Below are 18,150 nucleotides of genomic sequence, written 5' to 3'. Positions count from 1 at the left end.
TTATTGATCAAGTAATTTTTGGAGACGTGAAATTTCAGCGAGGATTTTATCTTTACCGCTAATTGGAAATGCTTCGCTGTACATTTCCTCCAATTTTCTTCGGATAACAGGCTCTCCTATATTTTGAATTAACAGAGCATGATTCTCAGGATTCTCATTGTAAATATCATTATCTAGATCATTAATCTCGCCTAAAAGATGTTCATTGTTGGGGTCACTGTCCAGTATTTTTTCGAGATTTTTCCTTTCGAGATGATTATTTAAGAAACTGATTGTTTTATTTATTTGCTTGATAGCATATGCACCACAGACTCCTTCTTCCATGAAAAATGCGTCAGATAACAAATCATGTATATTGGCAGCAAAGGTTTTCCGAAAACGATTTACCTGGATAGCATTACCATCTTTTATTTGTAAAAACATTATGCAAGAGTTGGGTATGTCGGACAGAATAAATGGAGAATGAGTAACAAAGCAGACGCTTATCTCTCTAATGTATTTCATTTCCAAGCTTAAAATACTTTGCCTAAAAAAATTAATATAATTGCGCTGTAGCTCAGGATGAAAATACAGTTCTATCTCTTCCAGTATTATATGAACTCTTTTATATTTTACTTTTGTATCCGATTTCCCTGATACCGAATCCAGATTAGACAGGTGATAAAGAATTGAGCTAAGAGAGTATATCATTTGCTTTTCACCGGAGCTTAGCGACATAAGAGTGATTGCCTTATCAGGTATGGTCTTACCAGCCATCTCAATATCTATGGTAAAAATGGGAGGTGGAATCAATTCAATTATTTGATCTTTATAATTGGGCTTTAACCCAATTACATCCTGTATCCTTTTTGATAGAGAATCTAATGTTAAATCTTCTGGATTTGATCCTATATGTTTATGTCGAAGATAGTTTAAGGTTTGACGCAATTTGAATCCTATGTGGCTACGGTCTCGTACCACACGCTTAAGGTATTCTGTTAATTTTGGATAATTAAAGTCATCGTATTCTTGGGAATAATATTCGGAATATTCTTTATATTTGGTTGAAATACTTATAAGCTTCCTGATGAGGTAATCCATAGCAAGTTTTTCTGTATCGTCCGCATTCAACTTTAAAGACTCATAGCGAAAATCGAATTGCTTATTTATTCCAGAAAGGATTTTGTCCTTTAGTAAATGTTTAAGGTCCTTATATAAAACTGGATTAATTGGATTATCCTTCTCAAAGTCAGGACTAGCTCTCTTCCTGTACAACTCACTGTCGTAGACTTTGAAGCGGTTTTCCTTTATAATTAATGATACAGCTCGGAGGTTCTCAGTAAGATTTCTAAAGTCATATGTCGATTCAAGTGAAGGCCTTAAAAGATTAGCAACTAGTCTTGCTTTCACAAGCTCGTTTTCGCGATTAATAATAATATCTCCATTCTCTCGCCATGGATTTATGACCAGGGGAGTTTGGTAAGCGTCATTTTTATGAAATAGTGGTGTAAGCCAGTCATTTTGATTTTTATTTCCGTAATCTTCAAAGTTGTATGCGTAGTGAGAGTAATTCATACAGATAGTATAGAACAGATCCTGTAATTTTAACTTTATGTTATCGGTTTCTTTATTTTTACGTAAAGTCCCAGAATCATCATAGTCCTCCATGACTACTTTCATACCATCTATCGTAATTCGATGATAAGTACCCATTTGCAAAAACAGTTCAATCTTTAATCCATGAACAGTTTGTAAATCTGGTTTAATTTTAAAATGACATGCAATGTTGTTTACTGCCATCAACAATATTTCAATAATTGTGCTCTTACCGGCGCCATTTTTTCCGGCAATAGCCGAAAAACTTAGTTTTATTTTCCTGGAGTCATAAAGATTTTCTGGATAAGTTGTAGTATATGCTAGATTCCCATTTTTAGCAATTTGAAAATTGCTATGGAAATAGTATACTTCTTCTTCACGAAGTATTTTGCGAATTTCCTTAGCACAGCCTGATAATGGTTTAAGTGCAATAATCTTAAATATTCTACTATTCGTTGGCATAGAGAGGGTTTCGTTTTATTAAATGCAGCAATCCAAATATTTCCTTTTCTGAGTTAGCGACATAGTAACTGGCGGAACTTAATGCCTTGACTTATTCTAACTCTATAAATTTGATATTTAAGCTTAGTATATTTTCATTTCCTTAGCACCAAATGTACCATTTCTGGATCATTTAAAAGCCTTTCCATCTCCGACTGTACAATATCCTGCACATCCTGGATGATCTGGTGATAATTCCTTTGAACAATTCCTTCGTCAAGTTTACGAATTACCGGAATGTCCTCAAAACCATCTTCTTCCTTTTTTAAAGCATCATGATCGTTCAGTATTTCACATTGAAATGCTTTCAACTCAATCTTCTGGTCCGGATTATCGGCAACCATTCCGACAAACTGACCGGAACTGAGCGATGAAATCTTAGATGGTGGAATAGCGGAATCCAGCTGTTTAGACCGGCTGATGGAGGTGTCGGTCCGATTAATGGAAAAGCTGGTACGGTCCTGCATAATTTTTCCGAAGCGTTCAGAAAGCTGTTTGGCGGTATCGCCGGAGACCTGACCACTGACAATATTACCGGTAATATTCATAATGACATCTGCTTGTTCTTTACCGTAGTCTTTGCGGAGCTGTGAGAAATCCTGGATTCCAAGGGTAGTGGATACCTTATTACTGCGCGCGGTGGCAATAAGACTGTCCATGTGATTCAGATAAATGGTAGGGAACTCGTCAAAGATCAGACTGCTTTTTAACTTTCCTTTTTTATTGACCAGCTTAATGAGCCTTGTGATATATAAGGAAAGCACAGCTCCATAAGTCAACAATTTCTGCGGATTATTACCCATGCATACGATTTTGGGCTCATCTGGATTATTGATATCCAATGTGAAATCGTTACCAGAAAGAACATAATATAAAGAGTGTGATGCCAAACGGGCCATTGAAATCTGTGCGGAGGCGATCTGTCCTTCTAGCTGCTGGGTAGCATCATTGACGAATGCGGACACAAATGGACTGATCATGGCCTGGATTTCCGGTTCAGTCCGGAGCACTGTAAAAAGTTTATCCTGCTCAATCTGCATGAGCTCTACCACATGGGGCAATGTACAGAACGCCCCATCCTGGTATTTTCTAAGGAACCAGATGATCGCTGTCAAAAAGTTGATAGGAGATTCCACAAAGAAATCACCCTGTCGTTTGATCCATTCGCGGTTGAGTCCCATCAGTATCGTGCGGGCAGCTTCTGCTGCATCGGTAATGTCGATGAGCCCTGCCGGATCCAGCGGGTTACAGCGGTGTGTTCGGGAGAGATCGTCGAAATTTATCACGTAAAACTGTGGTGGAACTTTGTATTTATCCTTGTTTTTAAGCCAGGTATTATATGTGATCCTTGAAAGGTCGTCGTACTTGAAATCATAAACAAACATGGAAAAACCTTTACGGATATGCTGGGTGATCACGTGCCGGATGACAAAGTAGCTCTTGCCTGAACCAGGTGAGCCAAGCACCAGAAGTCCACGGAATGGATTGATGAAGTTGATCCAGCTTTTACGGATTTTTCCTTTCAGATTATACTTGGCAGGGAGATTAATGGAGTATTCATTATCAATCAGCTGCTCATGCTGCGGAAAGGTTTCGTTCTCCTTATTGAATATATCCTGGCCATTTATTTTCAAACGGATTACTCTGGAAAGCATCGTCCCGCCTGACAAAATAAGCATGAAACCAATGGCACTTACAGCAATATACATGGTCGAAACAAAGACCGGCTGCGCTGGCAGCGAGAGGATCCAATGGTTAAAAAAGTAGATTGCTACACCAATCAGAATGTAGATCAATGCTATTTTTGTACTTAATTTTTCCTCCTTTTTCCCTTTTGCGCCAAGCAGTGAAATAGCGAGAAAAGCAAGTGCGACTAGTTTGGTTCTGTTAAACGTCGCGAACAAACCGGTCTTGAAAATGTTTTCCAGAATACGGTCACTGAATGTGGAAACGAGCTTCCATTGCTCAAAGGCGGTGTAGCAAAAATAATAGAAGTGCAGACCTAAAAGGGCCAGGCTAATCAGTCTTGTCATGTCCAGGATCCGGCGTAAAGCCTGATCATTTTCTCCTGTATTCGAAGCCATGATAGTATTGTTTTAAAGTGAATGGGATTGTTTTTGCTGTTTTTTTCTACGGCTTTTTCGTAGTTGCCAGGGCGTTGGATCGGGTGAGAAGGTTGGCTGAAAAAGTATATCAAGTGAGTCATCGGAGACTGAATTCTTGTCAGACGAATCCAAGAATATCCTTGTTAGCGGGCCATTTTTTTGAGTGTTATTTCCGGAATTATTGGTGCCGGTAGATGGCGTCTGGCTCTGAATATATTCATGCTTCTTAGATTGTTGCTGCTGGTGGCCACAGCGTTCCGAGATAGCCTTAGCACTGTATTGTTTACCCAGATCACTGCCGTTGAACACGCACTTAGTGCGAAAATCCACATAGGTAATTCCATATATCTGGCCTTTCTCACTCTGGCGAAGCACCGTTTTGATACCGTCTTTTTCCAGCGCCTGAATCAGTTTTTCAAGATCAACATCTGAACGTTTTAATAGAGCGAAATCAATGGCATTTTTTACGCGCGCTTTGTGTTGTTGTCTGGCTGCTTCATTGAGCTGAAAGCGTTGTTGGATATTGGGTAGGGTAGGCTTGTTATAAAAATCACTGGCTTTGATCGGTACTCCGATTTTGTTGCCTCGCTCGTCCAGAATACGGTAAGTGAGCCCATTTCTTTTGTAAGTGCGTGAGTCTTCGCTGCCACGATCAGCCGCCACATTGTACTGTTTAAGCACTGCATTCAGCTCTGGTAATGAAACATATTTATAAGTGGGAAGTACCGCTTCAAGTACCGTTGCAATGGCCCGTTTGGTCTGAGTTTTACCATACTGAGCCTTCTGTACATTGACAGGTTTGAGCTCATAAATTTTGCGTTGCCTGCTGTCTTCGGCGCGCACCAGTCCATGCTCGATTTCAATTTCCTTACGTGCTTTTTCGGAAAGATTCCGGCCGATATTCTGTGTTTCGATCCGGGTCCCATCGGCCCTTATTTTTACAGAGACGATATGTATGTGTGGGTGCGCGGCATCCTGATGCTGATAGACCAGATAGGGCTGCTGCCCAAACCCAATTTTTTCCATATAAGTCTTTGCAATATCGCTGAGCTGGTCCCTTGAAAGCTGCTCTGACGGATCAAAATTTAGTGAGATATGCACACTGTTTCGTGTCACATTTTCATTCAGATTGGCAAGTTTCAAAAGCATATTCAGCCTCTGGTTTTCGCTCAGTGATTCGGCATCAGCAGGGTAGTTGCCTGCGGAAATAAACTCGGCAACTCCCTCAATTATCTTGTTTTCGTTGTAGTAAAAACTCCTTCTCAAAGAGTTTCCTGTCTTTATGATTGCAACCATTTTTTCGATGTTACAGCGATATGGTTTTTGATCTCTTCGATCTGATCCAGAAGCTCTTTCTTATCGGAATCGTATGCTATCAGCCAGTCACGAAACTGTGAAATCTGGCTTAGGGAATTGAGTTTTTTGACAGCCTGATTGAAGTTATTTCCGGCAGCGGTCAGCTCATTTCTGAGCCTGATCAGCTCGGTCATCAGCTCGTCGAGCGAAGCATTCCGGTGGTTAACAGTCACAGGTTTGGACAGTAAGACCTTGCGGGCATATTCGCTGAGTTTACGGGCAGTAGTTCTTTTAAACTGACTATGAACCTTCGCGTATTCGTCTGGACTTAGTCGGAGGTGAAGCCATTTGGTTCGGTTGTTGTTTTCTTCTTTCATCACAAAATCATTTTCACGGTTTCAACAATTTTCTATTTTTAGAACTCACCTGCCCACGACTCCGGAGTGACAGGCAGTCGGCAGCCCCGCCGGCGGCGCCAGATAGGTTGTGATACAACCTGACATCTGGCCGGAGTCGGAAAGACCGGACTCCTCCAGACTTTTGAAAAGCCTTAAAGACTTTCATTAGGGTTCAGGCCTCTTTTGAGATTCAAGTATTTTCGGTGCACGAATTCTGATGAAACCAGCCAGTCATTTAAATCTTTATGATGTTGATAAAGACTGCTTTTATCCCGATACCTATCGCTGATTGATAAGGCGTACCGGGTTTGGTCCATCCCTGCCTTATCCCGGTCAAGATAGAGGCTGATTTTCTCGTGGGTTTCAAGAACAGAGCGTACTTTTTCGAATAAGGAAATAGAATTTAAAACAAGAATGCTTTGCTGCTGCTTCCCTGGATTGTTGTAAAGAGCCAGGTAAGAAAGCATGTCAAAGAAACCTTCAAAAACCAGGATGTCTTTTGAGCCTTTATCAATCAGGGTGAAGTCCTTGGGTGAGCTGGATAATTTCACAAAAGCATTGCGCAGTTCATAGCCGCCGGAATTGTTTTCAAAACCGATGGCGTAATAGTGTTTTCCTCCCAAGTCATAAACGACTTCTTTGCAATGTACACTTGCAATTTTTGACGGAATTTTTCTTTGAGATAAATAATGGAAAAGCGGTGTTGAAAATAAGGGTTTGACATCCAGAATCTGGATCTTGTTTTCCTGTTCTTTGCGTGGTTGGTTAGGGGAGTGGAGAAACGGCTGATGAAGAGCAAGATCTTTATAAGATTTTTGAGGTAATTCACCCACTGAGCAGTTGTAATACAGAATGCCAAAATCAACCAGGTTTCCGCCTTTGCCAAGACCATGGTCAAACCATTTGTTAAGTCTGCGATTTACTTTAAAAGAGGGAGTCCGCTCATTACGCAGCGGTGAGCTGTACCAATAATCATTACCCCTGATTTTAGCCGGCTGAAATCCCAGCTCATACAGGAAGTTTACCATGTCCGTTTCCTTAAGGTTTTCTAACGGACTTTTTTCGTTTCTGTAATCCATATCCTGCACATTTTCCGTTTCCACAATTCAGATATCAAGGTCAAGTTAACTAAGTCCAGCCGCTCAAACCTATCCTGAAAGCATTTTCGGCAGGATATCGGGGAAAGCATCAATGGTGTTTCAAAGCATTGTTTCCCGCAATCCTGACTGGATTTTCGTTAGGATAAAGTGGCATGGATAAAATAATTTTGTCCCAATTCAATGATGTAAAATCTAAACTTTGAAAAATGGAAACGACGATTGAAATGAGCAGAATGTATGAAACACTTCTGGCTGCTCCGGGGATGAATCAAAGTGTGAAGATTTCGCTGACGATATCCAGAAAGACAGCACTGCTGTTAAGCCAGTTGATTGAAAACGGCATCGTGCAAAAAGACAAGCCCGACCAACCCGGAATTATTGCCGCGCTCCCAAAAGAATGTTTTCAGGAAATAGAAGTTATTAGTATGGAACTTCTTAGAAAAGCAGATATGACCGAGCTTAATGAAAAACTTCAAAGGATCGCACAGGGCTAGCTATGGAAAATAATGTGATGTCATGGTTGCAGGGGCTCAGAGCCGGCCACAACCCTTCCGAGTATCCTTTTATTGCTACACTGGTTCCAATAGGCAAATTTGAAGCGAAGCTTGATTTTAAGATTTGGGCCAAAAAGACCATGGGTATTTGCTGCTATTTTACAGAGCAGAAGTCAGGTCGAAAATTTCAACTCACTGTTTACCGTAGAAAGCAGGATGAGATGTACATGCTTGATGGTTGTGAAATAGACTTTACAACCTGCGAAACGGGAGCCTCTTACATGGTTTCGGTTGAAATCAACGGTAAGGGTAATATAGCATTCCGCAATGCTTGGTCTGTATGATTGGAAATTTCGGAGAACCGCGTTATGAAGATCCGAGTTTGGTCAAGTCCCTACACAATACGAAAAGTGTAGCGAAAACGTCGATAGTTTGGGCCAGCCTAATTGAAATATCTTAGAAACAACTATCGTAGCCATCGTGCCACAAAAGCTTAAAACGCAACTCAATGAATCAAGTCGCGTTTTAAGCTCAATTTTTTAACGGCGAACTTGCTGCCCGGTCAAGTCGGTAGGTGTATACCCAAAGTGCTTTTTGAAAGCGTAAGAAAAGTGCGATAAGTTTTCAAAACCAACCTCGTAGCAAACGTCGATTGGTCTCTTTTTCTTTTCGACAAATTGATAATGTGCCAGTTCCAATCGCTTTTGTGTAAGCCAACGTTGCGGTGTTGTGTTATACATTTTGCTAAAATCACGTTTGAAAGTTGTCAAACTACGGCCTGTCAGATAGCCGAATTTTTCTAAAGGAAGATTGAACATAAAATTCCTTTCCATGTAGTCTGCCAAATCAATTTTCCCTGGCTCTTCAAAATTTGCCAATACGCTGTCTATACCCCTGTCAATTGTCCTGAGAATGCTGATAGCTTCTGTTATTTTCAGGATGGCAATATTTTTCGGAAGTTCTTTCATTTCAAAGTATGGAACTAACGAAGCAAGGCAGCTTTCAAGCAAAGGGTGATCGCTGAAAGCATATATTTTCTGCGATTCCAACACTTTGGGTTTCACATTTAGGTTGGCGTAAAAGTCTCTTAATCTTTCCATGGACAGGTGCATCACCACAGTCTTATGCGGTTGCCCATTGGTTGGATAATTTATGATAGTTGCCAGTTGATTTCTGGGAATCAGGAATATATCGCCTTTCTTAAAAAGGTAGGTCGCATCTGCCTGCACAATTTTGGTTTCACCCGAAATGAACCACACGAGCATATGGTGGTCGAACATGATATCCGACTTGAAAAACTTGTCCTCGTAACAGGAAAGTTTAATATCCTCGGTTATATATTTTGCTTGATATTCCATTGCGCATTTTTTGAATTTCGTTTTTTTCGACAGGAAATTATGAATACAAAAATAGAGATAATCATAAGTATGGCATTATACGGATTGCCCGCCATCAATCAGAAAATTTGAGCCTGTAATGAATGAAGCATGATCGCCCGATAAGTAAGTAATCAAATCTGCCACTTCGTCTGCCCTGCCCAATCTTGACAAAGGAATGCTATTTAATAATTGAGCTTCAACAGAATCATCCAAGCCAAGTTTATTCATAATTTCCGTAGCAACGGGACCTGGACTCACAGCATTCACACGAATTTTTCGGCAGGCCAATTCCAGGGCCGCAATTTTCATAACGGCGTTGATAGCTGCTTTGCTTGCCGCATAGGCAGACGCGTTTTGTGGGGAAATAGTAGCAGATGTTGATGACAAAAATATAACCGAGGCACTATCATGGAGGATTGGAATAAATTTACTTAACGTAAAGTATGCTCCCTTGAAATTAACATTCATTACTTCGTCCAGCATATTTTCTGTCATTACCTCAATCGGTGCAAGCTTTGTGATACCTGCATTGATAAGCAAAATATCTACTTTCCCGAATTGCTCTTTCACATCCAATACCAGCCTTTCAATATCTGATAAGCTGGATTGGTCTGCCAGCAAACTACGGACGTTGAGTTCTGATGCTGCCTTTTCAATCGCTTCTTTCCGTCTGCCCGTGATGATCACTTTTGCTCCGTTTTCATGGAGCGCCTTTGCTGTGGCATACCCGATGCCGCTGTTGCCGCCCGTAATGACGGCAACTTTATCTTTCAAACTTTTCATTTCAGTATTTTTATTGGATTAAATAAGGTTGAATGTAATGCCTGTCATGGCTTCGCTCCATGTCCATAAGCGTTTGGCGTTGGCTTCATCCACTGAGTAACGTTTTACACCATTGGACATGGAAGTATCCGAAGCCACTTCGGCCACATCAGAATCTTCACAATATACACCTCCAACATTGTTCAACAGGGGACTGGTGGCGCACCAAACTGTTGTGGCTGCACCTTGTGGAATTGTTTTTAACGATGCTGCTACTTCCGGTAACAGATTACCATCTGCATCAAGGAAACCCATTTTTTGAAATAGTTCCAGGGATGCTTCTCTACCCAGTTCTATTCCTGCAATAGAACCCGGGTGTAATGAGTAAGCCCGTACATCAAATGCTTTGGCAAGATTGTCCAACTCAAGGGCAAATAGATTGCTGGCCGTTTTTGACTGCCCATAAGCCTGCAGCGTTTCATATTCCCTATTGACAAAATTAGGGTCATTAAAATCGAATGGAGCAAATTGATGTCCGTGTGAGGATACATTAATCACTCTTGCACCATTAGCTTTTTTCAGGGCTGGCCAAAGCCTTGCGGTTAATTGAAATTGTGCTAAATAATTGGTGGCTAACTGTGATTCGATACCACGGCTGTCTTTGCGCAGCGGCACCCACATAATACCCGCATTGTTGATAAGTAGATGAAGTGGTCTGCCTGAAGCAAGAAATTTTTCAGCAAACGCATCAATGGAATCTGGATTCATTAAATCCATTGTTTCCAATTCTACGTTGGCAATGCCTTCCAGATTCCTTTTTGCTTTTTCGGTATCTCTTGCAGGCACAATTACTGTCGCCCCGGCTGCTGCCAGCGTTTTGGTGGTTTCCAAACCGATACCGGTGTTGCCCCCGGTTACAATGGCGATTTTCCCGGTAAGGTCAATTCCTTTGATAACATCATTGGTTGTAGATGTTGCGTTGAAGCCTGAACCCGTTGGGTTTTGCAATGCTCCCTGATAATTGTTTTGTTCCATTCTTTTAAATTTTAAATGTTATTGATGGGACAAAAGTAGGCCGGATGCTCTGAGGCGTCTTTGTTTAAACGTCCGAATGTGTTTTGTTTAAAAGGCCGGTGTTTTAACCGATGTGGTTGGCATTTCTTATAAGGCTGAACCAACAATTGGAGAATTAAGGACTAAAAAACATTGATGATAGGACGCAGGATGGGAAATGCGGATTCACTGACCGCTGCAATTCGGAGAGTCAGGATAGATCATTTTGGACAAAATTGACCAGGTTAAATTATTGATTGATAGTATTGTAACACTTGTTAAAACAATACCTGATTATAGTCAAATTGCCACGGAATCGTTGTTACTATGATGCGAATTATCCAGCAGAGACAACCAATAAGTTAAGATTAGTGTCACTTCATGGAGAAAATGAACATATGCTTTTCTTTGAAAGGTTATTGGCCTGAATTTTCTTTACATGATATAAGTAATCTGTTACCACCATAAAATAGCCAATGAAAATGAAAAGTAAAACAATTTTAATGTCCGTAATTCTGACCGGTTTGTTTTTTGCCTGCAATAAATCCGGCAAAGCAGATACTCTGGCAGAAAAGTCCGGGCTTGCTAAGGACACCACCGTAACCAAGGCTGAGGCCAGCAGTGGTATCCTTCCGGATTCTATCGATCTGAGTAAAGTTCCTTTCAGTGAAAAGGAGTTGGGTGCGTTTCCCGTTTTTAATCCTCCGGCGGATTTGGCACCTCTAAATAAGCCACTTACCCGCGATTTCGACCGGCTGTTTTTTCCGACGCGGGAAGGGATGATTCCCGTCGAAGGAAAGGTTTACAAAGCATTTATAACGAGTGTTACTGGTAAAGAGTGGTCTTTGCCCTTTTTTGAAAAGAGTTACAAAGATCTGATTACTTCGGCCGGAGGTGTGCTGATTTTTCAGGGAAAAGTAACACAGAAAGAACTCGATCGTATTAAAGACGAAGCAACTTATTTCGGCGAAGAGGGCTCGATTGATTATACCAACAATGTGGTGGAAGTATACGCAATTCGTAGAAAAGAGGGAGATCATCTATTTGTGCAGCTCTCAGGATACAGCGCAGGAGGATCAATCCAGATTCTTCAGTTGCCCAAGGCGGACAAATGATGAAATCATCGGAATTTATAAACACCTATGCAGAGGAATTGATAAAAATGGCTCAGCATGATTTGCATCTGCGCGAAAAACTATTAAATGAAGGCGCACTTTCGGGGGGATATAATCCGGAGATGGAGGCTTTACATAAAAAGAATGCAGACCGGCTAACAGAAATTATCGACGAGATTGGGTACCCATTAAAATCGAAGGTCGGCGAAAAAGCCAGCGAAGCGGCATGGCTCATTGTGCAGCATGCTATCAGCGAGCCTGCTTTGATGAAAACGTGCTGGAAACTGATAACCGAAGTCGATGATGTCAACCCGCAGAACCTTGCTTATCTGTATGACCGGATTTGTTATTTTGAGGGAAAGCCCCAAAAATACGGTACTCAGTTTGACAGTCGCGGCCTGTATCCTGTCGAAGATAAAAAAGAAATGATCCGGCTGCGTAAGGAGCTGAAACTACAAGTGCTTGATGAGGATATGATTGTCGAAAGTAATAACGATGAGCTTACGGACTTACATCCTGATGACCAAACGTTCAACCAATGGCGTAAGAAAGTCGGATGGATCTAAGTAGACTGCAAAAGTTATTGCTGACACCAAACTGACGAACCACCAGGAATATCGTGGGGTCAAAAGTTTTTTTGGTTGTATATACGCTTGCTGCCTGCTAGCTTTGTTTCTGTTGTACAGAAGCTAAGCTAGCCAGGTAATTTTATGAAACGTTATTTCAAAAACGTTTCCGCCAAGTTCTTGAAAAATTTGATAATCCTAGTAAAATCGAAGGAGCAAAAAAAGGGCCGGAGCCCTTTTAATTTAGTAGCTACTGAACACATGTCCTTCATATTCGGAGTACCCATCCATAAACAGATCTTTTCCGAAGGCTTCATAATCGAAGTATCTTTGAAGTAGCTCGGGTACGTCCGAAAGCATTCCGGTATCTTCAATGTATTGGTAAGCGAATTCTTCTGCCGGATCTTTCATCGATCCTGCAAAGTATCCCTGATAGGACTCGTTGAATTCTTCGAGTATTTCTTCAAAATCCTTTTCATTATCTGGCCAGCTGGCTATATCCTTGCAGTAGATTTCAAGCGCCCTGGCTCTTTCATCATCCATACCGGTGACTTCTTCCATGTATTGGAAAGTATATTCATTCAGACTGCTTTCTGAAATCAGAAAATCCGGAATGTATTCCCAGTCCTGAAACATAAGTTCCGGATCCTGTTCGTCCTGATGTAATTCTAAACAAGCTTCGTAGAAATCTTTCAAGTCAATATAATCTGAGAGATCCATCCATTTTCCGAAAAGCGATCCGTCATTGTACTTAGCGTAAGTACCAACATAAATGCGAAATTCAACTGAGGTTTTCATAAGTGAAACACTTTAAGTAGCTAAGCCCGGCTTCGTGCCAAAGGCAATCGCTGCTTTCCGACGAAGAAAAAATGACGGGGTTTACTCCTTGGGTGAAAGCCCATCCGGCGGTTTAAGGCGGGCCGCTGGAAGCGGTGGTAAATAGCCGGATGACGAAGTGCAGGCTTGCGGCCGTCATTTTTTGCTTCGTAACTTTCGGTTGACTGACTGGCAAACGTGCGGCTGGAGTCTTAAAGACATTGATAAAGTCAAGCGTAATACTTACCGGTAGCAGGTTTTATCCGTTTTTTTAGGGATAAAAAAATCCCTTGTGACCATAAACGATCACAAGGGCAGACTGTCGGGCCAGATTTTGTAGTGAGTTTATAATATAACCAGCTTTCAGCTGGAAGCCTTTTCGTAGGCCCAGTCGACTACCTGTTTGAGCGTTTTGTGCAGCTCTTTCATGTCGCTTTCTTTATTTATGTCAATTCCACAGAAGGTGCTCCCATTTACCATGGCATGAAGGACGAAATAGTAGATGCCTGCAATTTGTAACGCTAACAACGCACGGAAGTTTACTTTGGAACCTTTGAAATATGGGTCTGTGAGCCCGAGCATATCTTCTCCCAATCGTTCGCGGGCGTCGGATATACCCCGTGAGATCTCATTCTTCTCGCAGATCTCCCAGCGGATCACCTGCTGCATTTCTGAATTGGAATAAAAATAATCGAGTTGTTTTTCCAGAACATTTTTAGCCAGGTTTCTGCCGGAGTCCTTCTGGTTTTCTTCCAGAATGTTATCGAGATTTTTGTGATAAAAGCTCCAGTAATCCTGCAATAATATATACTCTCTGAAAAGCTTCTGCACACTCCCGAAATAGCGGTATATCAGGTTTTTCTGGACGCCTGCCTGCCGGGCAACTTTGTTAAGCTTAATTCCTGCATAACCATTGGTGCGAAACACTTCGCCTGCCGCTGCAATAAGTCTTTGCTCTGTCTGTTTTCTGTTTCTTCTGATTAGATCTTCCATGGTTGTGAAGAGTAAAATGGTGTCATATTATTGTAATCAGCACTATGACAGTCTGTTAAGCTAATGTAATAAAAAAATGGTATGTAGCCGAAATTTTACTTAATGTATGATAAGTTTATCTTCAAATTGACACTTAATTAAGAAAACTGGAAGATCTCGACAACTTTTAATCAACAATCACATGCAACACTCATATTCACTTGAATGGTATGATTTGCTGGTTTGTATTACATTAAATCCGGCAAAAACGGATGTAAGTGCTATTTCAAAAGCACAAACGGAATCAATTTTAAAAAGAGCTGATGAAGAAAAGGAGAAGATACAGGTGCAGTTAAAACGGGAAGTATATGCTCTTAAAAACCATTCAGAGATTGAACTGGTTGTTAAACGTTATCATTCCGACCTGATACTTATGCTTGATCAGGCCAGTGAAAACAGTAATAGGATTCCGGCTGATGCCGAGGATCTTAAAGTGCTATCAAAGGCAATTGCTGAGCATCTTGATGAACTGATTTCATTTATAGAAGGACGGTATCTGAAATTTCTTGGACTTGATGAGTGGATACCAAACACCTACCTGGATATGACCAGACAGGAATTAAAAGTCAGGCTGGATAATCTTAAAACGAAAATAGGACGCAAAGTCAGCGATAAAAAATTAATAGATATCGTTTTTGGTACGCTATATAAATTTACAGCGCAAGAGCCTGGACGCAGGGTGACAGTTCGAGAGGTGGTATATAAGAAAGAACTTGTTAAGGGACTTGAAGAAATTGCATCGTTAAAGAGTGAGAATGAGCTTTACATTGCTATTAATGAGTTGCTTATTTATCGAAATTTCAATAAGAAGACATATCTGAATTATTATACAGAGAAGATAGCTGGCAGGATCAATTCCTATGTGTCGGTGACTGACAAGCTTGATCAGCTACTTCTTGCTTACAAGGAGTTCAATCAGATGCATCTCAAACCGGGCGTGCGTTTAAATCCAAATTATAAAGGGATCAAAAGTGTGGTGGGCAATTGGTTTGCTCAGGAAATCAATTATCTGGAAAAGAAGTTTCAGTGGGATGTTAGTCCATTAGAAGTTAGAAGGCTTCCAGACAGAAGTAAGCCGGCTGATCTAAAAATTAGACTTTCGCTGAATTCGGATCAGATCGGCATCCTTCTGAGAGCATTCGTGCACGTTGGATTATTAGAAAGAGGGTCAGTTCAGGCAGTATTCAAAGCTCTTATTCCGCTGCTGTCTTCAAGTGAAAGAGACGATCTCTCATGGGACAGTGTTAGGAAGAGATCTTACGCGGCGGAGGATAAGGATAAAAGAGCGGTGATTGCCATAATGGAAAAGACGATTGCTGCAATTCAGAAAAGTGATATCGTATGACTTGCACATCAGGTGTAAATAAGTGCTCACTTACATATTTCATCGGCCTGCTCGTTTGGTAGTAGGTATAGTTATATTTACAGTAAACAATTATTTCCTTTTTACATACGGAACAGCTCCTCTATTAAAATTATTCAAATGACTCCTGATTTGGTTGAGTTTTTTTTAAATCTCCGCAAACAAATTCTAGCAATTCACACGGAGAGACACCCATTGCCAAAGCGATCAGGTACAATTCATCAGCACGTAGTTTTGCAGAAGTGTTATTAGATAATTCCGTTAATCTTGGACTGGATAAATTAGATTTTCTTGCTATATCGGCTTTATTTACTGACTTTCTTTCAAAATACTCTCCTAACTTAGTTTTCATATGGTCTTAGATTCTAATAATTAATGTATCGATTGTTAATAAATAATCGATCTATTTCGGATATACTATAACCCATTCAAGTTTAAATGTTTACACAACAAATCCAAAAGACTACACGGATTAATATCCAAAGATAAAGCAATTAAATAAAGCTCGTCGGCACGTAAATTAGCGCTGCTGTTATTTGATAATTCCGAGAGCCTTTGATTACTTATGCCAGTTTTACGAGCAATCTCCGCCCTATTAATGGACCTACTATCAAAAAATGCTCCAAGTTTCGTCTTCATATTAAGAATATCTTTATATAAATATAGATATTCAGAAATTATTCTATTAAAATGTTGATAATTATATTTTGATCTTTAAGATTTTCTGAATAAATTTACAGAAAATCTTAAAGATTATGGTGCATTATAACTCAACTCTAGCCCATTTTGAGATAATAATTCCACTCCAAAAGGTTGATGATCTGCTCAGGTATCAAAAGGGAATTCTCAAATTGTTGGGAGAAATTGAAATTGAAAATTGTAATTCTGATTTGAAAGAAAACTTAATGGCAGTTTATGAAATCTTGGGCCATTTCGGGATGGATACTGATTTCGCAAAATAAGTATTGAATTTTGATTTCAGTCATAGTTATTTAAAATGCTCTTGGCGCAAGGTAACACTGTTCAAACTTAAACTACACAATGAAATACTATCTTAATTTCATTTTCCAACAAGTCATCCGAAAGCCCGAGTGACTCATAGATGCTTGCCAATTGATTGAGCATCATTTCTGCACACTATAATATAGGTTTTTCGTTCACTCAAGTCTTCACTCCAAAATCTTTGTTGCAATGAACACACGTTTTTGCTCCCCAGGCAGAATACTGCCGTATCTATACTATTTTTTGCTTCTTTATCTGCTTCTCTGGTGCTGGAAACCGGCTGCTGCACAGGATATTAGTGTTATTAAACCGTTACAGATCGGTGATAAAGTTCCGGATATCACAGTCAATAATATTCTGAACTATAAATCGCCCTCGGCCAAATTATCTGAATTCAGAGGAAAGCTTTTAATTCTTGACTTCTGGGCAACCTGGTGCCAACCCTGCGTGGCCATGATACCACGTATGGATTCACTTGAACATCACTTTAGGGGGAAAATAGCTGTCATTCCGGTCACGTATCAGACACCGCGCGAGGTGAGCGTATTCAGAAATAAATACAATGTGCGAAAAGGACCGCGGGTGCAAGGGCCGGAAGTGACGGCAGATACCGGGCTCAGCAAACTTTTTCCGCATTCGGGTGTGCCGCATTACGTATGGATTGATCCCGATGGCGTGCTTCGGGCCATTACCGGGAAAGAAGAAATTACTGCTGAGCGGATTGGAGCCTTTCTGGCTGGTAATGCCAGGCCAATGGCTGTGAAAAAGGATGAAAAAGATCTGGGTTACAACGGGCTGACGACGCCCTTGTTTAAACTACTGGAGCCTGTTGAAAATCCTGCTTTTAAAAATGTCCGTTACCGGGCGCTGCACACTGGATATGTTCAGGGATTACCAGGCCTTGTGATTCTGAAACAACCAGGAGACAGTATTGATCAGTGGCGCGTAACCTTTACCAACATAACGCCATACCATTTGTATTCTATGGCTTACGGGCAGGGCAAGCGTTTCATTGCCAGGCACTCGGTTGATCTTCAGACCCGTGACAGTTTAAAGTTTATCAGCGGGCTGAAGGGTGCCGCCGTGCGCGAATGGATTCCCAAAAACACGATGTGTTACGAGCTGATTCTGCCCGCAGGGCGTGCAGCGAATGCTTTTGCCATGTTCCGTGATGATCTAACGCAGCTGTTTCCGCAGTACGAAGCAGTTGTTGAAACCCGGAAAAGGCCGGTTCTGGCTCTTGTACGCACTTCCGGGCTTGAAAAATTCAAGTCGAAGTCACAACGGTTTACGGAAGGGTATGAAAACTTTACCTACCGTCTGCGCCACAGTACACTGCCCGTTTTTGTCATGGGGCTTGAGAATAGCTATATGCGGTCATCAAAACTACCACTGGTTGATCAGAGCGGCTACACGGGATATGTGGATCTTGACCTGGATCTGGATTTTAATGATCTGGCTTCCGTGCAAAAAGCGCTTGCCGGCTATGATCTCACTTTTGAGCAAAAGATGGTCGATATCCAGGTACTTGTGATAAGAGACCGACAGCCTGCCGCTGCCGTTTCTTCCTACTAACACATTCTAACACTCCTA

At 41.0% G+C, this 18,150-nt stretch carries 18 protein-coding genes; 6 read left to right on the top strand and 12 right to left on the bottom strand.

Features of this window, described 5'->3' with window-relative positions; genetic code table 11:
- From AC1XUO_RS25665 to AC1XUO_RS25645, 5 genes are all read right to left on the bottom strand, one after another.
- Complete coding sequence (locus AC1XUO_RS25665; protein ID WP_483332696.1) at nucleotides 1-2,037, bottom strand: AAA family ATPase; 2,037 nt, start codon at nucleotides 2,035-2,037, stop codon at nucleotides 1-3.
- A gap of 134 nt (nucleotides 2,038-2,171) precedes the next feature.
- Nucleotides 2,172-4,160, bottom strand: coding sequence for a conjugal transfer protein MobC (gene mobC, locus AC1XUO_RS25660; RefSeq protein WP_483332695.1), 1,989 nt, complete (start codon nucleotides 4,158-4,160; stop codon nucleotides 2,172-2,174).
- Nucleotides 4,161-4,172: 12 nt separating this feature from the next.
- Nucleotides 4,173-5,477 carry a relaxase/mobilization nuclease domain-containing protein gene (locus tag AC1XUO_RS25655; RefSeq protein WP_483332694.1) on the bottom strand — a complete coding sequence of 435 codons (1,305 nt, stop codon included), beginning with the start codon at nucleotides 5,475-5,477 and terminating at the stop codon, nucleotides 4,173-4,175.
- Nucleotides 5,462-5,854, bottom strand: a complete 393-nt coding sequence (locus AC1XUO_RS25650) for a plasmid mobilization protein (RefSeq protein WP_483332693.1) — start codon at nucleotides 5,852-5,854, stop codon at nucleotides 5,462-5,464. Before AC1XUO_RS25650 ends, AC1XUO_RS25655 begins: the two co-directional genes overlap by 16 nt.
- 173 nt (nucleotides 5,855-6,027) lie before the next feature.
- A complete protein-coding gene (locus AC1XUO_RS25645) occupies nucleotides 6,028-6,978 on the bottom strand; it encodes a toprim domain-containing protein (protein ID WP_483332692.1) in 951 nt (316 codons plus the stop codon).
- Between the two features lie 203 nt (nucleotides 6,979-7,181).
- Here AC1XUO_RS25645 and AC1XUO_RS25640 point away from each other — a divergent pair, with 203 nt between their 5' ends.
- Both AC1XUO_RS25640 and AC1XUO_RS25635 read left to right on the top strand, forming a co-directional pair.
- Nucleotides 7,182-7,469 (top strand): hypothetical protein, encoded by a 288-nt coding sequence (locus AC1XUO_RS25640; protein ID WP_483332691.1) that lies wholly within the window; start codon nucleotides 7,182-7,184, stop codon nucleotides 7,467-7,469.
- A gap of 2 nt (nucleotides 7,470-7,471) precedes the next feature.
- Nucleotides 7,472-7,813: a hypothetical protein gene (locus AC1XUO_RS25635; RefSeq protein ID WP_483332690.1), complete on the top strand. Its 342-nt coding sequence runs from the start codon at nucleotides 7,472-7,474 to the stop codon at nucleotides 7,811-7,813.
- Nucleotides 7,814-8,008: 195 nt separating this feature from the next.
- On the opposite strand, the gene AC1XUO_RS25630 is transcribed toward AC1XUO_RS25635, so the two are convergent.
- The 3 genes from AC1XUO_RS25630 to AC1XUO_RS25620 all read right to left on the bottom strand — a co-directional run bounded on the left by AC1XUO_RS25630 (nucleotide 8,009) and on the right by AC1XUO_RS25620 (nucleotide 10,645).
- Entirely contained in the window at nucleotides 8,009-8,827 is an 819-nt protein-coding gene (locus AC1XUO_RS25630) for an AraC family transcriptional regulator (protein WP_483332689.1), read from the bottom strand.
- A 75-nt stretch (nucleotides 8,828-8,902) separates the two neighbouring features.
- Nucleotides 8,903-9,631, bottom strand: a complete 729-nt coding sequence (locus AC1XUO_RS25625; protein WP_483332688.1) for an SDR family NAD(P)-dependent oxidoreductase — start codon at nucleotides 9,629-9,631, stop codon at nucleotides 8,903-8,905.
- A gap of 18 nt (nucleotides 9,632-9,649) precedes the next feature.
- Entirely contained in the window at nucleotides 9,650-10,645 is a 996-nt protein-coding gene (locus AC1XUO_RS25620; RefSeq protein WP_483332687.1) for an SDR family NAD(P)-dependent oxidoreductase, read from the bottom strand.
- A gap of 500 nt (nucleotides 10,646-11,145) precedes the next feature.
- Between AC1XUO_RS25620 and AC1XUO_RS25615 the strand changes: the two genes are divergently transcribed.
- Nucleotides 11,146-11,778: a hypothetical protein gene (locus AC1XUO_RS25615; RefSeq protein ID WP_483332686.1), complete on the top strand. Its 633-nt coding sequence runs from the start codon at nucleotides 11,146-11,148 to the stop codon at nucleotides 11,776-11,778.
- Nucleotides 11,775-12,344 (top strand): DUF6624 domain-containing protein, encoded by a 570-nt coding sequence (locus AC1XUO_RS25610; protein WP_483332685.1) that lies wholly within the window; start codon nucleotides 11,775-11,777, stop codon nucleotides 12,342-12,344. The genes AC1XUO_RS25615 and AC1XUO_RS25610 overlap by 4 nt, the downstream gene beginning before the upstream one ends.
- Before the next feature lie 243 nt (nucleotides 12,345-12,587).
- On the opposite strand, the gene AC1XUO_RS25605 is transcribed toward AC1XUO_RS25610, so the two are convergent.
- Together AC1XUO_RS25605 and AC1XUO_RS25600 are read right to left on the bottom strand one after the other, a co-directional pair.
- Nucleotides 12,588-13,142, bottom strand: a complete 555-nt coding sequence (locus tag AC1XUO_RS25605) for an antirestriction protein ArdA (protein WP_483332684.1) — start codon at nucleotides 13,140-13,142, stop codon at nucleotides 12,588-12,590.
- A gap of 381 nt (nucleotides 13,143-13,523) precedes the next feature.
- Nucleotides 13,524-14,153: a TetR/AcrR family transcriptional regulator gene (locus AC1XUO_RS25600; protein WP_483332683.1), complete on the bottom strand. Its 630-nt coding sequence runs from the start codon at nucleotides 14,151-14,153 to the stop codon at nucleotides 13,524-13,526.
- Nucleotides 14,154-14,334: 181 nt separating this feature from the next.
- Between AC1XUO_RS25600 and AC1XUO_RS25595 the strand changes: the two genes are divergently transcribed.
- The gene (locus tag AC1XUO_RS25595) at nucleotides 14,335-15,537 is read left to right on the top strand and encodes a hypothetical protein (RefSeq protein WP_483332682.1); all 1,203 of its coding nucleotides are present in this window, start codon (nucleotides 14,335-14,337) and stop codon (nucleotides 15,535-15,537) included.
- A 130-nt stretch (nucleotides 15,538-15,667) separates the two neighbouring features.
- Here the strand turns inward: AC1XUO_RS25595 and AC1XUO_RS25590 are convergent, their stop codons facing one another.
- Together AC1XUO_RS25590 and AC1XUO_RS25585 are read right to left on the bottom strand one after the other, a co-directional pair.
- Entirely contained in the window at nucleotides 15,668-15,907 is a 240-nt protein-coding gene (locus AC1XUO_RS25590) for a helix-turn-helix domain-containing protein (protein ID WP_483332681.1), read from the bottom strand.
- A gap of 65 nt (nucleotides 15,908-15,972) precedes the next feature.
- Nucleotides 15,973-16,194, bottom strand: a complete 222-nt coding sequence (locus tag AC1XUO_RS25585; protein WP_483332680.1) for a helix-turn-helix domain-containing protein — start codon at nucleotides 16,192-16,194, stop codon at nucleotides 15,973-15,975.
- Nucleotides 16,195-16,746: 552 nt separating this feature from the next.
- Between AC1XUO_RS25585 and AC1XUO_RS25580 the strand changes: the two genes are divergently transcribed.
- Complete coding sequence (locus tag AC1XUO_RS25580; RefSeq protein ID WP_483332679.1) at nucleotides 16,747-18,132, top strand: TlpA family protein disulfide reductase; 1,386 nt, start codon at nucleotides 16,747-16,749, stop codon at nucleotides 18,130-18,132.
- Nucleotides 18,133-18,150 lie beyond the last annotated feature (18 nt).

This window comes from Dyadobacter sp. HNCC25DJ186, from assembly GCF_056895235.1.
The sequence above is the reverse complement of the archived record's forward strand: the minus strand, read 5'-3'. Positions and strand labels throughout refer to the sequence as shown.